17 protein-coding genes are annotated in these 18580 nt (G+C 70.7%); 6 read left to right on the top strand and 11 right to left on the bottom strand.

Annotated features, from left to right (window positions below; genetic code table 11):
• Window positions 1–10: 10 nt before the first annotated feature.
• From EUA94_RS10245 to EUA94_RS10235, 3 genes are all read right to left on the bottom strand, one after another.
• On the bottom strand, window positions 11–1087 hold the full coding sequence (locus EUA94_RS10245) for a substrate-binding domain-containing protein (RefSeq protein ID WP_129426766.1): 1077 nt from the start codon (window positions 1085–1087) through the stop codon (window positions 11–13).
• An 87-nt stretch (window positions 1088–1174) separates the two neighbouring features.
• Entirely contained in the window at window positions 1175–2272 is a 1098-nt protein-coding gene (locus tag EUA94_RS10240; RefSeq protein WP_129426765.1) for an ABC transporter permease, read from the bottom strand.
• A complete protein-coding gene (locus EUA94_RS10235) occupies window positions 2269–3789 on the bottom strand; it encodes a sugar ABC transporter ATP-binding protein (protein WP_207210494.1) in 1521 nt (506 codons plus the stop codon). The genes EUA94_RS10240 and EUA94_RS10235 overlap by 4 nt, the downstream gene beginning before the upstream one ends.
• Window positions 3790–3888: 99 nt before the next feature.
• Between EUA94_RS10235 and EUA94_RS10230 the strand changes: the two genes are divergently transcribed.
• Window positions 3889–5079 (top strand): ROK family transcriptional regulator, encoded by a 1191-nt coding sequence (locus EUA94_RS10230; protein ID WP_242494783.1) that lies wholly within the window; start codon window positions 3889–3891, stop codon window positions 5077–5079.
• Window positions 5080–5088: 9 nt separating this feature from the next.
• Here the strand turns inward: EUA94_RS10230 and EUA94_RS10225 are convergent, their stop codons facing one another.
• Window positions 5089–6285 (bottom strand): acyl-CoA dehydrogenase family protein, encoded by a 1197-nt coding sequence (locus tag EUA94_RS10225; protein ID WP_129426763.1) that lies wholly within the window; start codon window positions 6283–6285, stop codon window positions 5089–5091.
• Between the two features lie 101 nt (window positions 6286–6386).
• Here EUA94_RS10225 and EUA94_RS10220 point away from each other — a divergent pair, with 101 nt between their 5' ends.
• A complete protein-coding gene (locus tag EUA94_RS10220; protein ID WP_129426762.1) occupies window positions 6387–6992 on the top strand; it encodes a hypothetical protein in 606 nt (201 codons plus the stop codon).
• A gap of 9 nt (window positions 6993–7001) precedes the next feature.
• Here EUA94_RS10220 and EUA94_RS10215 read toward each other — a convergent pair whose 3' ends face one another.
• From EUA94_RS10215 to EUA94_RS10190, 6 genes are all read right to left on the bottom strand, one after another.
• On the bottom strand, window positions 7002–8432 hold the full coding sequence (locus tag EUA94_RS10215; RefSeq protein WP_165356854.1) for a phospholipase D-like domain-containing protein: 1431 nt from the start codon (window positions 8430–8432) through the stop codon (window positions 7002–7004).
• Between the two features lie 34 nt (window positions 8433–8466).
• Window positions 8467–9513 (bottom strand): hypothetical protein, encoded by a 1047-nt coding sequence (locus EUA94_RS10210; RefSeq protein WP_129426760.1) that lies wholly within the window; start codon window positions 9511–9513, stop codon window positions 8467–8469.
• Entirely contained in the window at window positions 9510–9722 is a 213-nt protein-coding gene (locus EUA94_RS10205; RefSeq protein WP_129426759.1) for a DUF6752 domain-containing protein, read from the bottom strand. Before EUA94_RS10205 ends, EUA94_RS10210 begins: the two co-directional genes overlap by 4 nt.
• Before the next feature lie 10 nt (window positions 9723–9732).
• Complete coding sequence (locus EUA94_RS10200) at window positions 9733–11298, bottom strand: class I SAM-dependent methyltransferase (protein ID WP_129426758.1); 1566 nt, start codon at window positions 11296–11298, stop codon at window positions 9733–9735.
• 29 nt (window positions 11299–11327) lie between these two features.
• Window positions 11328–12434 (bottom strand): endonuclease/exonuclease/phosphatase family protein, encoded by a 1107-nt coding sequence (locus EUA94_RS10195; protein WP_129426757.1) that lies wholly within the window; start codon window positions 12432–12434, stop codon window positions 11328–11330.
• Window positions 12435–12520: 86 nt separating this feature from the next.
• Window positions 12521–14464, bottom strand: coding sequence for an endonuclease/exonuclease/phosphatase family protein (locus EUA94_RS10190; protein WP_165356853.1), 1944 nt, complete (start codon window positions 14462–14464; stop codon window positions 12521–12523).
• Between the two features lie 203 nt (window positions 14465–14667).
• Between EUA94_RS10190 and EUA94_RS10180 the strand changes: the two genes are divergently transcribed.
• Genes EUA94_RS10180 through EUA94_RS10165 form a run of 4 tightly spaced genes read left to right on the top strand, consistent with a single transcriptional unit; the run spans window position 14668 to window position 18006 of the window.
• A complete protein-coding gene (locus EUA94_RS10180; RefSeq protein WP_129426754.1) occupies window positions 14668–15963 on the top strand; it encodes a magnesium transporter MgtE N-terminal domain-containing protein in 1296 nt (431 codons plus the stop codon).
• A complete protein-coding gene (locus EUA94_RS10175) occupies window positions 15960–16487 on the top strand; it encodes a DUF1003 domain-containing protein (RefSeq protein ID WP_129426753.1) in 528 nt (175 codons plus the stop codon). The genes EUA94_RS10180 and EUA94_RS10175 overlap by 4 nt, the downstream gene beginning before the upstream one ends.
• An 11-nt stretch (window positions 16488–16498) precedes the next feature.
• The gene (locus EUA94_RS10170; protein ID WP_129426752.1) at window positions 16499–17659 is read left to right on the top strand and encodes an Mrp/NBP35 family ATP-binding protein; all 1161 of its coding nucleotides are present in this window, start codon (window positions 16499–16501) and stop codon (window positions 17657–17659) included.
• Between the two features lie 17 nt (window positions 17660–17676).
• The gene (locus tag EUA94_RS10165; RefSeq protein WP_129426751.1) at window positions 17677–18006 is read left to right on the top strand and encodes a sec-independent translocase; all 330 of its coding nucleotides are present in this window, start codon (window positions 17677–17679) and stop codon (window positions 18004–18006) included.
• A 5-nt stretch (window positions 18007–18011) separates the two neighbouring features.
• Here the strand turns inward: EUA94_RS10165 and EUA94_RS10160 are convergent, their stop codons facing one another.
• The gene (locus EUA94_RS10160) at window positions 18012–18548 is read right to left on the bottom strand and encodes a hypothetical protein (protein ID WP_129426750.1); all 537 of its coding nucleotides are present in this window, start codon (window positions 18546–18548) and stop codon (window positions 18012–18014) included.
• Window positions 18549–18580 lie beyond the last annotated feature (32 nt).

Genomic DNA, 18580 nt, shown 5'->3' with positions numbered 1-18580 from the left:
CGGCTCGACCTCAGGACTCGAAGGCGGAGTCGATGTACTGGTCGACGTTGTCGCCGGTGACGACCGGCGCGTAGAGCTGCACCAGGCGTGGGACCTCGACCTCGACGAGGTCGGTCATCGCCTTCTGCTGCAGGATCAGGCGGGCGAGCTTGACGCCGTCAGCGCCCTGGGTCGACGGGTAGATGACCGTCGCCTTGAGGACCCCGCTGTCGTCCTGGATCTCGCGCATGGCGTTGGCCGAACCGGCACCGCCGACCATCACGAACTCGTCGCGACCGGCATTCTCGATGGCGGCCAGGACGCCGACGCCCTGGTCGTCGTCGTGGTTCCACAGGAAGTCGATCTTCGGCTCGGCCTGCAGCAGGCTGGCCGCGACCTCCTCACCGCTCTCGACGGTGAACTCGGCCGCCTGGCGGGCGTCGACGTCGAGGTCGCACTCGGACAGCGCGTCCTCGAAGCCCTGGCTGCGGTCCTGGGTCAGCGGCAGCGAGTCGATGCCGGCGATCTCGGCGACGATGGCGTCCTCGTTGCCGTCGGCCTGCTCGCAGACGTACTGGCCGGCGGACACACCCATGCCGTAGTTGTCGCCGAGCACGGTGACCCGCGCGGCGTTGGGGTCGTCGAACTCACGGTCCACGTTGATGACCGTGATGCCGGCCTCCATGGCCTGGAGGGCGACAGGCGTCATCGCGGCTCCGTCGAAGGGCAGCAGCACGATGGCGTCGACGCCGTCGTTGATGAAGGTCTCGACCTGGCTGATCTGCAGGTTGACGTCGTTGGTGCCCTCGGCCACCTGCAGGTCGATGTCGGGGTACTGCTCGGCCAGGTCGCGGACGTTGTTCGTGATCGCCGCCATCCAGCCGTGGTCGGCGGCCGGCGCCGAGAAGCCGATGGTGACCGTGTCGCCGGACTCGTCGTTGCCGCCCTCGGCGGCCACGGGGGTGGAGTCCGAGGAGCTCTCCTCGTCGTTGGCGGCGTCCTCGGCGCTGCCGGTGCAGGCGGTGAGGGCCAGGACGGCGACCGCGCCGACCACGAGGCCGGGATAGCGGCGGCTCTGCTGCCGTGAGGTGGTGGTGCGCAGTCGCATGGGATGTGCTCCTTGTGTCAGGTGTGGGTGCGATGTGCTGGTGACGCTGGTGGTGCGGACGATTCCGAGTGCGGGTGGACCCGACGCCTAGGTCGAGGTCGAGCGTCGCGCCAGGCGCTGCTGGAACAGCACGGCGACGACGATGATCAGGCCCTTGGCGACGGCCTGGGTCGAGCTGTCCTGGTTGTTGAGGACGAACACGTTGCTGAGCGTGCTGAAGACCAGCACGCCGATCACGGTGCCGGCGATCGTGCCGCGCCCACCGGTGAGGAGCGTGCCGCCGATGACGACCGCGGCGATCGCGTCGAGCTCCAGCAGCGAACCGTGCGTGGAGCTGCCGGTCGAGGTGCGCGCGAGGAACATGAGGGCGGCGAGGCCGCAGCAGAGCCCGACGAGCACGTAGAGCAGTGCTGTGTGGCGCTTGACGTTGATGCCGGCGAGGCGCGCTGCCTCGGGGCTGCCGCCCACGGCCAGGGTGCGGCGCCCGAAGGTGGTCCGGTTGAGCAGGACCCAGCCCCCCAACGCGACCAGCGCGAAGATGACGACGAGCAGCGGGACACCGACGACGTCGGCGGACCAGAAGTCCTTGAACCCCTCGACCCGCACGATCTGGGTGCGTCGCTCGGAGATGATCTCGGCCAGTCCGCGCGCGGACGCCAGCATCGCGAGGGTCATGATGAACGGGACGACGTTGCCGTAGGCAATCAGCACGCCGTTGACGAGCCCGCAGGCCCCGCCGACTGCGAGCGCGACGAACACCATGACGATCCAGTGGGTGTCCTCGGCCATCGTCTGCGTCGCGAAGGTGGTCGCCCACACCGAGGAGAGCGCCACGATGGCACCCACGGACAGGTCGATCCCCCCTCCGATGATCACGAACGTCATGCCGATGCTGACCACGCCGAAGATGGAGGCGAGCCGCAGGATCGTCACCATGTTGTCGACGCTCGCGAAGCGGTCACCCGCGGTGGCGACGCCGACGACGCAGATCACCAGCAGGGCCAGGACCAGGCCGATGTTGCGACCGAAGGCACCGCCCATCAGGCCGGCGACACGTGAGGTCCCCGCGGACTCGGAAGCGGCGCGCTCGACACGGACGGTGTCGCTCGAGGGGGCCACGGTGTTCTCGACGGCGCTCAGGTCAGGTGCCTGGTCCGTCCCGGGGGTCGTGCGGTGGTCGCTCATGCGGCGCTTCCTTCCATGACGAGATCGAGGACGCGGGACTCGTCGATCTCCTGTGCGGGTCCCTCGTGGACGACGCGGCCCTCCCGGACCACCAGCACCCGGTCCGCCAGCCCGAGCACCTCCTCCACCTCGCTCGACACGACCACGACGGCGACGCCGGAGTCGGCCAGCGCGCGTACGACGGCATAGATCTCCGACCGGGCGCCGACATCGACGCCGCGGGTGGGCTCGTCGAGCAGGAGCACGCGGCACTCGCGGAGGAGCCACCGGGCCAGGACGACCTTCTGCTGGTTGCCTCCCGAGAGGAGGCGGACGAGGCGGTCGACCCCGGCCGGGCGTACGTCCAGCGACTGGGTGACCTCGGTGGCGCGGCGGCGTTCGTCCCCGCGGTCGAGGAAGCCCAACCGGGCGAAGCGGCCCAGCGTGGAGATGGTGATGTTGCTGTAGATCGCCTGGTCGAGCAGCAGGCCCTGGCTCTTGCGCTCCTCGGGGGCGAGGCCGAGGCCGGCCTTGACGGCTGCCGGGACCGAGCCGCGGCGCAGCTCGCGCCCGTTGACGCGTACGGTCCCCGCGGACGGACGGCGGGCACCGTAGACGGTCTCGAGGATCTCGGACCGGCCGGCGCCGACGAGGCCTGCGAGGCCGACGATCTCCCCCGCGTGGACCTTGAGGTCGACACCGGAGAAGACGCCCGCGAGCTCGAGGCCGCTCACGTCCAGGACGGGCTCGCCCGAGGTGGTCACGGTGTCGCCGCGGGCCGGGAAGACGTACTCGATCGAGCGACCCGTCATCAGCTTGATGAGGTCGGCGGTGGGCGTGTCGGCCACTGCGAGGCCCGAGGCGACGGTGCTGCCGTCCTTGAGCACCGTGATGCGGTCACCGATCTGGCGGATCTCCTCCAGCCGGTGGGAGATGTAGACCACGGCCACGCCCTCGGCGGTGAGGTCGCGGATGACGCGGAAGAGGTTGTCGACCTCGCCCTGGTCGAGCGCGGCCGACGGCTCGTCGAGGACGAGCAGGCGGGTGTCCTGGGAGAGCGCCCGCGCCATGCTGACGATCTGCTGCGCGGCCGGGGCGAGTCGTCCGACCGCGCGCGTGGGAGAGAGCTCGCTGTGCCCGAGGCGGCCGAGCAGGTCCGCGGCCGCCCGGTTGGTCCGGCCGCGCTGGCTCATCCCCGCCGAGGACAGCTCGTGGCCCAGGAAGATGTTCTCCGCGACGGAGAGCCCCGGCACCAGGTCGAGCTCCTGGTAGATGGTCGAGATGCCGAGCTTCATCGCGGACTGGGGCGTCGGCAGCGCGACGGGCTGGCCCTCCCACAGGATCTCGCCCTCGTCGGGCTGGTAGCTCGCGGAGAGCACCTTGATCAGGGTGGACTTGCCGGCGCCGTTCTGTCCCAGCAGGCAGTGGACCTCGCCCGGACGGACGTCGAGGTCGACTCCGCCCAGCGCAAGCACGCCGGGGAAGCGCTTGACGATGCCGCGCATCTCGAGGAGCGGGGCCGCGGTCGGCTGGGACATCACGGAGGAACTGTGGCATGCGTCACGCACTTTTGTCGAGCACCTGTCTAAAGTCATTCACCTGATGTGGAAAGTGCGGGAATGTGCTTGACTCCACCCGTGCGCACCGGTGAGCTCTTCGAACTCCTTCGCGACGGAAGGCCGTGGACCCGGGCCCAGCTCGCGGACGCGACCGGCCTCGCCCGCTCCACCGTGACCACCCGGATCGACACCCTGATGCGGCTCGGCCTGGTGGCGCCGTACGGCGGCGCCCGCTCCACCGGCGGGCGGCCGCCGACCCTCTTCGCGCTCAATCCCGGTGCCAAGCTCGTGGTCGGGGTGGACATCGGCGCCACCCACGCCCGCGCCGCACTGACCGACCTCGACGGCAAGATCCTGGGCGAGACCGACGCCCAGATCGAGGTGGCGGCCGGTCCCGAGCAGGTCCTGGGCTGGGTCGTGGAGACCGTGCGCGACCTCGTCTCGGCCAGCGGTCGGCAGCTCGCCGACCTCGCGGCGATCGGCATCGGGCTGCCCGGCCCTGTCGAGCACTCCACCGGACGCCCGATCAACCCGCCGATCATGCCGGGATGGGACCGCTACGACGTACCCGGCCACCTCCGCCAGTTCTACCCCGTGCCGGTGCTCGTGGACAACGACGTGAACATCATGGCGCTCGGCGAGCGCCGTGCGTACCTGCGCGATGTCGACGACCTCGTCCTGATCAAGGTCGCCACCGGCATCGGTGCCGGCATCGTCTCTGGCGGGATCCTGCAGCGCGGTGCCCGCGGCACGGCGGGCGACCTCGGGCACGTCCGCGTGCGCAGGGCCGACGACGTGCTGTGCCGGTGCGGCAACACCGGCTGCCTCGAGGCAGTCGCCGCGGGGCCGGCACTGGCCGCCGCCGTCCGCGAGCAGGGCGAGGACGCGACGACAGGTGGCGACGTGGTCGACCTCGTGCGCGCCGGCAGCCTCGTCGCCATGGCGGTCGTCCGCCAGGCGGGTCGCGACATCGGTGAGGTCGTCGCGACCATGACGAACCTGGTCAACCCGTCCGTCGTCGTGATCGGCGGTCAGCTCGCCGGGGCGGGCGAGCATCTCCTCGCGGGCATCCGCGAGTCCGTCTACCAGCGCTCGCTGCCCCTCGCCACTGAGCACCTGCGCATCGTGACGTCACGCGCCGGCGGCGAGGCCGCCGTGCTCGGTGCGTCCGCGCTCGCCATCGAGCACGTCCTCTCCCCCGACGTCGTCGAGGCGGCCTGCGAAGCGCTCGCGGCGGCCGACGCCGCCGCCGAGGCAGCGCCTGCCTGAGGCAGGACCTCAGCGCAGCTTGTAGTCCTTGAGCAGGCTGCGCCCGATGATCATCTTCTGGATGTCGGAGGTGCCCTCGCCGATCAGCATGAACGCCGACTCGCGGTAGAGGCGCTCGATCTCGTACTCCTTGGAGTAGCCGTAGCCGCCGTGGATGCGGAACGACGCCTCGACGACCTCGTTGCAGTACTCGCTGGCGAGCATCTTGGCCATGCCGGCCTCGACGTCCATCCGCTGGCCGGAGTCCTTGAGACGCGCGGCCTTCACCATCATCGTGTGGGCGGTCTCGACCTTGGTGGCCATCTCGGCGAGGCGGAACAGGACCGCCTGGTGCTCGGCGATCGGCTTGCCGAACGTCTCGCGCTGCTGGGCGTACGCGATGCCGAGCTCGAAGGCCCGGTTGGCGATGCCGCAGGCGCGCGCGGCGACGTTGACGCGGCCGACCTCGACGCCGTCCATCATCTGGTAGAAGCCCTTGCCGGGCTCACCACCGAGGACCTGGTCGGCACCGATCTTGTGGTTCTCGAAGATGGCCTCGGTCGTGTCGACGCCCTTGTAGCCCATCTTGTCGATCTTCCCGGGGATGGTGAGGCCGGGAGCGGTCTCGCCGAAGCCCGGCTCCTTCTCCACCAGGAAAGTCGTCATGTTCTTGTACGGGGTGTCCGCGCCCTCGTCGGTCTTGACCAGCACCGCGATCAGCGTCGACGAGCCACCGTTGGTCAGCCACATCTTCTGGCCGTTGATCGTGTAGTCGCCGTCGTCGCCCTTGACGGCCTTGGTCGAGATCGCCGCGACGTCAGAGCCGAGCCCGGGCTCGGACATCGAGAACGCGCCGCGGACCTCGCCGGTCGCCATCCGCGGGAGGTACTTCTGCTTCTGCTCCTCGGTGCCGTGCTGCATCAGCATGTAGGCGACGATGAAGTGGGTGTTGATCACGCCGGAGACGCTCATCCAGCCGCGCGCGATCTCCTCGACGCACAGCGCGTACGTCAGCAGCGACTCGCCGAGGCCGTCGTACTCCTCGGGGATCATCAGCCCGAAGATGCCGAGCTCCTTGAGGCCCTCGACGATCTCGGTGGGGTACTCGTCCTTGTGCTCGAGCTCGTTGGCGACCGGGATGATCTTCTCGTCCACGAACTGCCGGACGGCCTTGAGGATCTCGGTCTGGTCCTCGGAGAGGCCTTCGGTCTGGCAGAGACGGGGCATGCGCTGGAGTGTAGTTATCAGTCGTTCACCTCGGCAGGGGCCGACTCCGAGACTGTTGTCACACCCCGCCGGATCAGGCCGGGCGTGAGAGAATCGAGTGCATGCGACCCACCCGCCTGATCGTGCCGGCCCTCGGGGCTTCGCTGGTGCTGCTCATGAGCGCCTGTGGTGACGACTCGTCGGTCGCCACCGAGGACCCGGGGACGGACACCTCGACGTCCGAGACCCCCCAGTCGTCGGAGACCCCCTCGGCCGAGCCGGTCGCGCTGATCGACTTCGGCGAGGAGCCGGCCACCAGCCCCCGCTACAAGAAGGCCGCCCTGCGCGCGGTCGACGACGACCTCATCACGATGGTGCCCTCCACGCTCCCGGACGGCTGGACGACCGTGGGTGGCGGCTACCAGGCCGACCCACAGTGGTGGCACATGGAGTTCACGGCGCCCAGCGGCGACGTGACCCTCGACCAGTTCCCGGGCGACACCGACGCGGTGCTGGGCTCCCAGGAGAGCCTCGCCACGTCGGGCGACGTGGACCTCTCCGCCTGGGGCATCGGCACCTGGGCGGCCTGGGACCACGAGGGCGCCACCGTGCTCACCCACGAGCTCAAGGGCAGCACCGTCGTCCTGCAGGGCACCGACCAGGACACGGTCGAGGACCTCGCCAAGTCGCTGCTCCCCGCGGAGGACGCCAGCGACCAGGAGGGCTGACCCCTCGGGTCAGTCGTTCTCCCAGGTGGAGCCCGGCGTGAGGTTGTCGGGCTCGATCGTCGTGCGCGGCGCGAAGCCGACCCTGCGGCCGTTGACCATCTTCCACTCCGAGTACGTCGTGGTGTAGGCGTTGCGGCTGTAGGGCTCCTTCCACATCAGGTCGAAGTTCGCGAGGTAGTCGCGGACGTTGCCCCGTCCGTGCATCGTGAAGAGGATCTCGTCCTGCGGGGTGCCCAGGCTCGACCAGTTGGTCGAACCGGTCCACACGATGTTGCTGTCGATCACGCCCTTGTACGAGCCCTGCAGCACGAAGTACTTCTGGTGCGTGTAGCGCTCGATGCTCTCCGGCATGTCGTCGATCTCCGGGTCGCCCGTCGGCACGTCGTCGGCCAGGTTGAACCCGGTCGAGCGCAGCGGCACGCGGCCGCGCTCCGTGGGCGCACCGAGGTGGGTCTTGGTGTAGTAGCCCATCAGCCCGTAGTTGACCCGCAGGTCGCAGCCCTGGGCGTAGAGGTCGCGGAGCTTGTCGGCGATGTAGTTGCCGCGGTTGCCGCGCATGGTGTGCATCGACAGGCGCAGCTTGGTGCGCGTCTGGTAGCCCTCGGGCACGGTGTAGACGCACTGCACGTTGTTGAGGATGTCGAGAATGACGTCCTTGTCCTTCGTGGTGTGCCGCGGGAAGACGACGTTGTGGTACTTCTGCATGTCGCCCGCGGGGCAGACGAGGCCGCCGTCGCAGAACTCGTACGTCGCGCGGCGCTTGTTCCAGTCCGGACGCATGTCGTTGAAGAGGGCCTCGAACTGGTCGTAGAGCGTCGTCTTGCCGACCGTGGTCCAGAGGTCGTTCCACTGCCAGCGCACGGCGTTCAGCGTCATGTTCTGCGAGCCGAGCATGACCACGTTGCGGTTCCGGCCGGTGCGGCTGAACAGGTAGAACTTCGAGTGCAGGTTGTTGAACTCGTTCTCGTCCGCGCGGCAGCCCGAGATGCAGCGCTTGAGGAAGCTCGACTTCGTGGTCTTGCGACCCAGCTCGCGCTGGATCCGGACCTGGGCGTTGGGCACCAGGTGGTCGTTGAGGAGCACCTGCACCTTGACGCCGCGCTGGTGGGCGCGGATCAGCTCGTCGGCGAAGACCTGCCGGTCGAGGGAGTAGGCCGAGATGATGATCTTCTCGCCTCGCGGCGTGTTGCGGATCGCGCGCAGGATGTGGCGCTCGATGACGAAGCGGTCCTTCTCGACCATCGGGTTGTTGAACTTGGCCCCGACCGGGACCTTCCACTTCTTGCTCGGCTTGCCGGGCTTGAGCGCCAGCGCGGTGGTCGTCGCAGTCGCGGTGCCGGTCGACGGCGCGGCGTCGGCCGCCGAGGTGCCGAGGGTCGGGACGAGCAGTGCAGCGCCGAGGCCGCAGGTGGCGAGGATGGCCGAAAGCTTGGAACGCACGTCAACAACTCCTACGGGGCTGAGGCACCCGAGATCAGGGATTACCCCGGAAGCGTGGCGGCACATCACCTGTGCTCGCACGGACGTCGGCCACGATATCAGCGACGAGCCGGGCCGCGGACTCGACTAATTCCCGCTCGCTCACGGTGCCGGGCGCGCGTCCGCCTGCCGTGGCGGCCTCGCCGGGGGCCAGCGCAGACAGCTCGCCCAGCACGTGGAACCCCCGGTGGGTGATGAGGTCGGTGGCGGTCCGGTCGAGCTCGGCGAACCTCGCCAGGTGCTCCGCCGGCAGGCCGCCGCGCTCGCGGGGCTGGGCGGCGAGGAGGCCCTCTGCGAGGTAGCCGCGGATCCAGACGCCGCGGTCGTGGGCGGAGTACGACGGCAGGTGGCCGTTGACCTGGCGCAGCAGCTCGATCTGCACGATCCCCAGGGCCGGGTTGACCGCCTCCGTGGGCAGCTCGTAGGCGTCGGGGTCGACGCCGAGCACCTCGGCGAAGTGCCGCCAGTGCAGGTCGTGCGGCTGGCCGCTGCCCGGCATCACCAGGACGTGGACCCGGTCGCTCGGCACGTCGGCGGTCCACCGCTCGAGGACACCCGCCAGGTCCCACGTACGCATGCTGAACTCGGGACCACCGGCCGACCGGCCGTCGAGCACGCCGGCGAGGTCGACGGTGCCGCCGTTCTTCACCGACTCCTGCCAGCCCGCCGACACCACGCTGGCGGCGTCGCGGGCGGTGACCACCACGTGCACCTCGGAGTCGGGGAACGCCGCGATCGCGCGTCCCGCCTGCTCCTCAGTGGCGCCGCAGAAGAACTCGTGGGTCAGCAGCACGTCCTTCGGCTGCCGCGACGCCTGCGCCACCAGCCGGTCCCACGAGCCCGGCGCCTTCGCGTGGCGCTTGGCCAGCCGGGGCCGCTCCTGCAGGTCGAGGGCCGCCCACAGGTGCTCACGGTGCCCGAACCCGGGCACGAGCACGCCGTCGGACTCCAGCCGGTCCCGGTTGCCCCACACCACCTGCTGGAGATAGGTCGTCCCGGTCTTCGGCAGGCCGATGTGCAGCAGCACCCGGCGTGGGCTCAAGAGAAGTCCCCGCGGTACTTCTCGAGGAGCTCCTCCAGCTTCTGCTCGTCGCGGGCGGCGACGGGGAGCAGGAGCTCGGTCACCACGTCCGTGAGCTCGGCCAGCCGCACGTTGAGGGCGCGGTTGTCCTGCACGGCCTCCTCCAGCGCGGCCACCCGTGCGGCCAGGTCGCCTCCGCCGGCGCCCAGCGTGGTGCGTCGTCCGAACATGTTGTCTCCCTCAGCCGTTCCAGTCGATGGTCATGCGGCACACCTGCGAGCTGTCCGCGGCCTGCGACACGTGCTCGCGCACCAGCTCCACCACGCGGCCGCCGGACTCGGCGACCTCGGCCAGGATGACGTCGGGCGCCAGCGCCTTGCGTGCGCCGGTGCGCCGGGCGTAGTTGTCGCGGCCCTTCTCGCTCAGGAACTGCAGGTGCAGCGTGCCCGAGGTGCCGGCCACCATCATCTTCGCGGCACGCAGCAAGTTGAGGCGGCCCCGGTGCCCCAGCCGCTCGACGACGTGGACGCAGCCCACCGCGCGCGGTCCGGGCATCCGAGCCACCCACGCCGACACGGCCAGGACGTGGCGCAGCTCGAGGAGGTTGAACAGCTGGAAGGTGACGTGCGGGTCGTCCGTACGCCGCTCGGCCTCGGGCTCGTAGGCGTACGGCTGGAAGTCCAGGCCCACGGCGGCCGTGCCCCGGTCGGCGAACCACGCCACGTCGGCGCCGCGACCGCAGCCGATGTCGACGTACGTCGCGAGGTCGGGGTGCCGCTCGGCCACCTCGCGAGCGACCTCCGAGACCGACACGGCCTGGTCGATCGTGCGCTTGTGGTAGCCGTGCCACCCGGCGCGGCCGGTGCGCATCCCGCGGAACCAGCCGTTGAACAGCTCGATCGTGCTGGCGGGGGTGGTGAACTTGTACGCCGGGTCGGGCGTACGCCACCGCGGGCCGTAGGTGGCGGTGAGGAAGCGGTCGGTGTCGGCGGGGACCGGGAACTCGCGGCCCTCCAGCGACGCGGTGCCGAGCGGGTAGATCCAGGACCGCTTGAACGGGATGGCGATCTCGCCCATCAGGTAGAGCTTGCCGTCGCGCATGAAGCCACCGAACACGTCGAGGCCCCGGTCGAGCCCGTCGCTCTCCTCGACGTGGACCTTGAGCGCGATCGCGGAGTAGCGGGTGACCCGGTAGCCCATGTCGGTGAGCGCGCGCTGGATCCGGAACGACTCCCGGATCACGTCGACCGGGTGGTCGTGGGCGCTGACGTAGCCGAGGTCGGCGTCGCTGTCGTGGCCGATGAGGCCGCCGTCGCGGATCGCGCCCAGCGCCGTGCCGTAGGCGAGGAAGGCGTCGAGGCCGACCGCGCGCAGCGCCCCGAGGACCTCCTCGATCGCGTCGAGCAGCGGTTCGACGTGTGCGGCGTCGCGGGTGTCGAAGGTCTCGACCAGCTTGAGGGACTTGTCGATCGCGAGCGGCCGGCCGGCGGGGTTCACCACGTCAATGCGGGTCGAGCCGTCGCCGAACTGGACCTTCTCGGAGAAGAGCACGGCGCCGGACCCGGGGTCGGTCATCGTGAGGTCGGTGAAGCCGTCGAGGAACGGACGCAGCGGCTTGGGCCACCGCACCATCACGCCGTCGTCGCTCGGCTCCCCGTCGCGCTTCAGCCAGAACGACCAGATCCGCCTGCCGTCGAAGGCCACGTCGACCAGGCGCTCGCGGTGGCCGCCGAGCAGGAGGCCGTCGACCCCCACGTGCCGGACGTCCAGCGCGCCGGGACGTCGCAGCTCGGACAGGCTTCTCACGGCGCGGAGTATATCGATGGGCGTCCGTGTCACTCGACGCCGACCAGCGTCGCCCGCGCGTGCACCATGGCGTGGTCGCTGGCCCTGCCGGTGTCGGTCACGGCATAGCTGTCGAAGGCCACGCCGGTGGACCCGAAGATCCAGTCGACCTGCATGCTCGGGGGCGGCGCACAGCTGCCGCCGGTGCTGCCGCCGGCGGCCGCCGAGAAGATCCCGCCCGCGGTGAAGCGGCAGAAGATCTCCTCCCGCTCGTTGAAGTCCCCGGTGACGATCACCGGGTCGCCGTCCTGCTCGTGGAGGGCGGTGAGGTGGGCGATCTCGATGCCGGCCGCCTCCGCGCGCCACCGGGCGTTGTTGCCCAGGCTGGGGGTGTCGGCGGGGTTGTGGAAGTTGGCGAACCACGCCCGCCGCTTGGTCGTCGTCGACTCCAGCAGCACGACGGGCATCTCGATGCGGCTGCCACCGGCGTACGGGATCGAGATCGAGTGCGCCTCGACCAGGGTGAAGGCGCTCGAGCGCCACGCGATGTTGAAGCGTACGGACTTGTCGCCCAGCGTCAGCCCCGGATAGAGGGAGTACTCCCCCGCCCGCGCCGCGAACATGCCGTACTGGGACGCCTCGAACTCCTGGAATCCCGCCACGTCGATCCCGTTGTTGCGGAGGATCGCGATGGCCATGTTCATCCGGGCCGAGCCGTCCGGGTAGAAGGACGGCTTGTTGCCGCCCGGTCCGGTGTGGGAGTCGCCGAGCACGTTGAAGCTGGCGACCCGGAACTCCACGGGCGCGCTGCGGCGCTCGAGCTGCTTGGACACCCGCTGCGCCAGTCGCCGCTGCGCCGCACGGAACCGGCGTACGGACCGCTCGAGCGCAGCCGAGCCGGGCGTTTCGGCCTCCTCGCCGCCGGACCCGCCCGTGCCGCCGGCCTTGCCGGCGCCGTCAGGGTCGGCCGCAGGGGCGTCCGGTTCGGTCTGCGCCCCCTGCGTCGCTGCCGGAGCATCGCCACCGTTGTCGGAGACCGCCCACGTCGACGCCCAGGTCACCCCGGCGACCAGCACCAGGACCAGGACCGAGGCCAGCACCCCCACGCGCGGCACCCGGAGGTCGCGCATGCGCTGGGGAAGCAAGCTGTGTTTCACGGGCACCTTCTGCGAGAAGTGAGCCGCAAGCCTATCCGGCGCGCGCCACCACGTACCAACCTTCGGCAGACGGTCCCGCAGGGACGTCAGGCACCCGGCACGGTGAGCGGGTCGAAGACCTGGAAGCGCTGGTCGACGTCCTGCGTGGCCCCGGGCACCGGCGGGAGCCCGAGCGTGCGGGTCACCAGGTTGGCGAGGTCGCCGACGCGCAGCGGCTGCGTGCCGGAGTAGGAGACCTGGTCCTTGCCCGGGTAGAGCAGGGACGGGTTGAGGCTGTAGAGGTCGGCGCCGGCGGGCACGCCGGGACCGGTGACCCACATCGGCACGCGGTAGCTCTCGACCCACGTGCGCGAGGAGCCCGTGGTCCGCTGGGCACCGCTGGTGCCGGTGACGACGAGCAGCGTGGTGCCCTTCATCTCGGCCTGGCGATCGATGCCACGGCGGATCGACGCGACACGGCGCGACAGCTTGCGTACGGCCTTCTGGTAGGCGTCGCCGGTCCAGCCCTCCGCGGCACCGGCCTGCGCCGCGCCCGACAGCTCGATCACGCTGAGCGCCGCAGGGCTCGTGGCCATCTTGTCGCGCCACCAGGCAACGGCAGCCGCGTCGTCACGCGCCATCTTGACCTGGTCGAACTTGGCCGTGCCGTCGTCCTTGCCGTAGGGGTCCGTGCCGCCCGAGCGCTTGTTCCAGCTCTCCCGCACCAGCTTGGTCTGGGGCCGGCTGGAGACGAAGGACGTCCGGCGCGAGGTGTTGTGCGCGAGGTCGAAGATGCCGGAGACGTACTGTCCCGCGGACTCGTGCACGGTCGACGGCAGCGTCGGCTTCGAGCCCACCCCGTGTCCGCCGGCCTTCGGGAAGACCCGTCGACCGGTGAGGATCGAGACCAGGCCGGCGTCGGGAGACGTGGATTCGGTGGCCGTACGGGCGTTGCGGGTCGAGGCGCCGCCGAGCGCCATCCGGTCGAGCTCGCTCAGCTCCGTGCCCATCTTGCGTACGACCGTCGAGGTCAGGCCGGGCACTGCGACGACCACGATGTGGTCGACGCCGACCGGCCGCGAGGCGGGCACCACGGCGTTGGCGTAGTAGAGCGGGTGGTCGCTGGTCTGGGAGACGAAGTCGTTCCACAGCCGGGTGTAGCCGTTGAAGAAGACGTTGTTGGTGCCCATGATCCAGTCGATGGCCCCGCCGCTCGGCGGCGAGCAGGTCGCGCCATCGAGGTAGCCGCCGCTGGCCGACCACATGCCCGAGCCCGGGGCGACTGAGCAGTAGTAGCGGTCGCGGTCGTTCTTGTCGCCGAACGAGATGAACGGGGCGTCGGGGTAGGCGGCGCGCAGCTCGTTGGCGAGCGCCACCTCCATCGCGAAGCCGGCGTCGCGCCACTGCTGCGCCGGGCCGCGTACGTCGGCGGGGTTGTGGGTGTTGAAGAACCACACCCGGCGACCCGTCTGGACGTTCTGCAGCAGGACGGCCGGCATCCGGCTGGGGGCGCCGTCGAAGTAGGGGATCGGGAGCGTGCGCGCCTCGAGCAGCGTCCACACGTCGGTGCGCCAGCCGATGGAGTTCACCGACGGCCCGGCGGGGTTGTTCACGCCGGGGTAGGTCTGCCACGAGGTGCCGGTGAGCTCCTGGAAGCGCACGGCCTGCGGCGGCTGGAACTCCTGGAAGCCCACCACGTCGAGCGAGTTCTGGGTGATGAGCTGCACGACACGCTCGATGCGTACGACGCCGGAGTCCCAGCCCTTGCGGTTGCCGCCGGGAGCGGTGTGGTCGGCGCCCAGCACGTTGAAGGTGGCCGGGCGGAAGAAGGTCGCCGGCGTGGTCTGCAGGGCCGTCGTCGCGGCCGTCTTGACCGTCGGGGACTCGGACGTGGTCGTGGTCGTGGCGGCGGTGGCGGCCTCGGTCGCGGGGCCGACGGGCGAGGGACCGGAGGTCGACGCGAGGGTCGCGGCCACCGCGAGCGCAGCGGAGATGGCGCCCACGCGGATGATCACGCGGGAGCTCCAGGTCGGGGCGGAGTTGGCGGACATGGCAGCGGCCTCACGGTCGTCGGGGAAGTGGCGTCTTGAGGTGGCCGACCGCGGCCTCCTCGGCATGTGCCCCGAAACCCCGATCGTGTGACAGGAGTGACTCCTGCGGTTTGAGCCTAACATCCCCGCCCGGCCGACAGCCCTCACCCACGTCGCTGCGCGCCCGCCGCCCGTCGGGACCCGCGCACGCTAACGTTGCGGCCGTGAGCACCACCCCGACCCGCGTCTTCGTGGCCCGGCTCGTCGGGCTGCCGATCTTCGACCCCCAGGGCGACCAGGTGGCCAAGGTGCGCGACCTGGTCGTCGCGCTCCGCACCGAGACGAGCCAGCCGCGGGTGCTCGGCATGGTCGCCGAGGTCTTCGGCCGCCGCCGGATCTTCGTGCCGATGACCCGCATCACCAACATCGACAGCGGCCAGGTGCACACCACCGGCCTGCTCAACATGCGCCGCTTCGAGCAGCGCTCCACCGAGACCCTCGTGATGGGCCAGATGCTCGACCGAACGGTCACCATCAAGGACTCGGCCAAGGAGGGTGGCGTCACCGGCACGGTCTACGACGTCGGGATGGAGCAGGCGCGCAACCGCGACTGGGTGCTGTCGCGCGTCGCGATCCAGGAGCCGAGCAAGGGCTTCCGCCGTCGCGGCCAGACGCATGTCGTGGAGTGGCGCGACGTCACCGGCCTGACCAAGAAGGAGGCCACCCAGGGCGCGACCCACCTGATCGCCGCGCTCAACGACATGCGCCCCGCCGACGCGGCCAACATGATCCACGACCTGCCGCGCGAGCGGCGTACGGCCGTCGTGGCCGCCCTCGACGACGAGCGCCTCGCCGACGTGCTCGAGGAGCTGCCGGAGGAGGACCAGGTCGAGATCCTCGAGCACCTCGACTCCGAGCGCGCCGCCGACATCCTCGAGGAGATGTCGGCCGATGACGCCGCCGACCTCATCGCCGACCTCAACCCCGAGACCGCGGCGACGCTGCTCGGGCTGATGGAGCCCGACGAGGCCGAGGACGTCCGCCGTCTCATGTCGTACGCCGACAACACGGCCGGCGCGATGATGACGCCCGAGCCGGTCATCCTCTCTCCCGACGCCACGATCGCCGACGCGCTCGCGCACGTGCGCAACCCCGAGCTCACCCCGTCGCTGGCCGCGCTGGTCTACGTCTGTCGCCAGCCCCTCGAGACGCCGACCGGCAAGCTCCTCGGTGCGGCGCACATCCAGCGGCTGCTGCGCGAGCCGCCGTCGACCCTCGTGGCCGCCGCACTCGACGACTCGATGGACCCACTCCGGCCCGACGCCTCGATGGACCAGGTCGCGGCCCACCTCGCGACGTACAACCTGGTGGCAGCCCCTGTCGTCGACGACGACGGCCGGCTGCTCGGCGCGGTCACGGTCGACGACCTGCTCGACCACATGCTCCCCGAGGGCTGGCGCGACCGCGCTCCGCGACCCGGCCGGATCAACGGAGGACCGAGCGCCGGGAGGGCCGGATGAGCGAGAGCCGTCGGCCGCGCCTGGACACCCCGCGCGAGACCCGGCGACAGCTCGTACGCCGGCCCGCGGTCGACGCAGACGCGTTCGGCGTGTTCGCCGAGTCGTTCGCGCGCTACATGGGGACCGCGAAGTTCATCCTCTGGATGACGCTGTTCGTCATCATCTGGGTGGCGTGGAACGTGCTGGCGCCCCCCGACCTGCGCTTCGACGAGCCGCCCTTCATCGCCCTCACGCTGATGCTGAGCCTGCAGGCGTCGTACGCCGCCCCGTTGATCCTGCTCGCGCAGAACCGCCAGGAGCAGCGCGACAAGGTCGTCGGCGAGCAGGACCGGCAGGCCAACGCGCGTGCCCACGCCGACATGGAGTTCCTCGCCCGTGAGGTCGCGTCCCTGCGGATGTCGGTCGGCGAGGTCGCCACCCGCGACTTCCTGCGCTCGGAGCTGCGCGGCCTGCTCCAGGACATCGAGGAGCTCGCCCAGCCCGAGGCCGCGGGCGACGAGCCCCGGCCGGGGAGCGACTCGTAGACTTCTCCATCATGAGCACCCCCACGCAGCAGCAGGTGATGGACGCACTGGCGACCGTCAACGACCCGGAGATCAAGCGGCCGATCACCGAGCTGGGGATGGTGGACTCGGTCGAGGTGGCCGACGACGGTTCCGTCGCCGTCCACGTGCTGCTCACGGTGTCCGGCTGCCCGCTCAAGGACACGATCAACCGCGACGTGACGGCGGCCGTCACGTCCGTCGCCGGCGTCGCGTCGGTCGACCTCACACTCGGCGTGATGACGGCCGAGCAGCGCGCCGGCCTCAAGCAGATCCTCAGCAACGGCCGCGCCGAGCGCGAGATCCCGTTCGCCCAGCCCGGCTCGCTGACGAAGGTCTACGCCATCGCCAGCGGCAAGGGCGGCGTGGGCAAGTCGTCCGTCACCGTGAACCTGGCCCTGGCCCTTGCCAAGGAGGGCCTCAAGGTCGGCATCGTCGACGCCGACATCTACGGCCACTCGGTCCCGGCGATGCTGGGCATCGCCGACTCCCGGCCGACCCAGGTCGACGACCTGATCATGCCCGTGCCGACCGCGAGCGGCGTCTCGGTGATCTCGATCGGGATGCTCAAGCCGCGCCGCGACCAGGTCGTCGCCTGGCGCGGCCCGATGCTCGACCGGGCCCTGGTCCAGATGCTCGCCGACGTCTACTGGGGCGACCTCGACGCCCTGCTCCTCGACCTGCCGCCCGGCACCGGCGACGTCGCCATCTCGCTCGGACAGCACCTGCCGAGCGCTGAGGTCATCGTGGTCACCACGCCGCAGGAGGCCGCCGCCGAGGTGGCCGAGCGCGCGGGCACGATGGCCTCGATGATGCACCAGCGGGTCATCGGCGTCGTCGAGAACATGAGCTACCTCCCGTGCCCCCACTGCCCCGCCGAGGACGACCACCGGCTCGAGGTGTTCGGCAGCGGCGGCGGCGCCCGCGTCGCGAAGACCCTGTCGGACCGTTTCGGCTACGACGTGCCGGTCATGGCGGAGATCCCGCTCGACATCTCGCTGCGCGAGGGCGGCGACGTCGGCAAGCCGATCGTCGAGGCCGATCCCACCGCGATCGCGGCCCGCGAGCTGACCCGCGTGGCCCGGACACTGTCGGGTCGTGGACGCGGACTCGCGGGCATGCAGCTGGGACTCACCCCCTCCAGCAAGCTCTGACCAGTAGGTTCTGACCCATGTTCGACGTCGGTCTCCTCGAGCTCGCCGTGATCGCCCTCGTGGCGGTCATCGTGCTGGGCCCCGATCGGCTGCCCGATCTCGCCCGCCAGGCCGCCCAGCTGCTCCACCGGGTCAGGGGCATGGCTCACAACGCCCGCGACGAGCTCCGCAACGAGCTCGGCCCGGAGTACTCCGATCTCCAGCTGCGCGACCTCGACCCCCGCGCCATCGTGCGCAAGCACCTCACCGAGGCGATGGCCGAGGTCGACCGCGACCAGGCGGAGCAGTTCAAGGCCGACAAGCTGCCCCCCGGCCAGGTGCCGCCGTACGACGTCGAGGCCACCTGACCAGATCAGCCGTCGCGGCGCTGGACCGCGACGAGCCCGGCGTACGGCACCAGCAGTCGCTCCGACCGTGCACCGCGGGCCTCGAGGAAGTCGGCGCCGACGCGATGGACGTTCGCCTCGAGCCGGGTGCCGTCGGCGAGGTGGAGCAGGCAACGCTCGTCGGCGTCGGCCAGCCGGCGCAGCGCTGCCCGGAGGCTGAGCCGGTCGACGGGTGACCACGCCACCTCGGGGACCGAGCGACCACTGGCCCCGTGCACGGCCACCACGGCGGGCAGCGGCACGATCCAGTCCTGACCGGCACCGCTGAGCAGGCACCAGCCGTCCCCGACCCGGTCGAGACTGCCCTCCACGCGCCCCACGTGGGGCAGGTCGAGCGCCACCGGTCGCCCGCGCGAGGCCATCAACCGGCTCGCGAGGGTCACCGAGCCGTACTCCGCCCGCGCCCGGTCGGCCAGCTCGGCCTCCCGGTCTGCCTCCCACGCGGCCGCCGCCTGGCCCTCGAGGTCATCGAACAGCGCGAACAGCTCGTGCTCCCAAGACATGTCCCGAGCCTAGTCGCGAGCGACGGAGTCGC

The organism is Nocardioides zhouii (assembly GCF_004137345.1).
In the GTDB taxonomy this organism is placed as follows: Bacteria; Actinomycetota; Actinomycetes; order Propionibacteriales; family Nocardioidaceae; genus Nocardioides; species Nocardioides zhouii.
The sequence above is the reverse complement of the archived record's forward strand: the minus strand, read 5'-3'. Positions and strand labels throughout refer to the sequence as shown.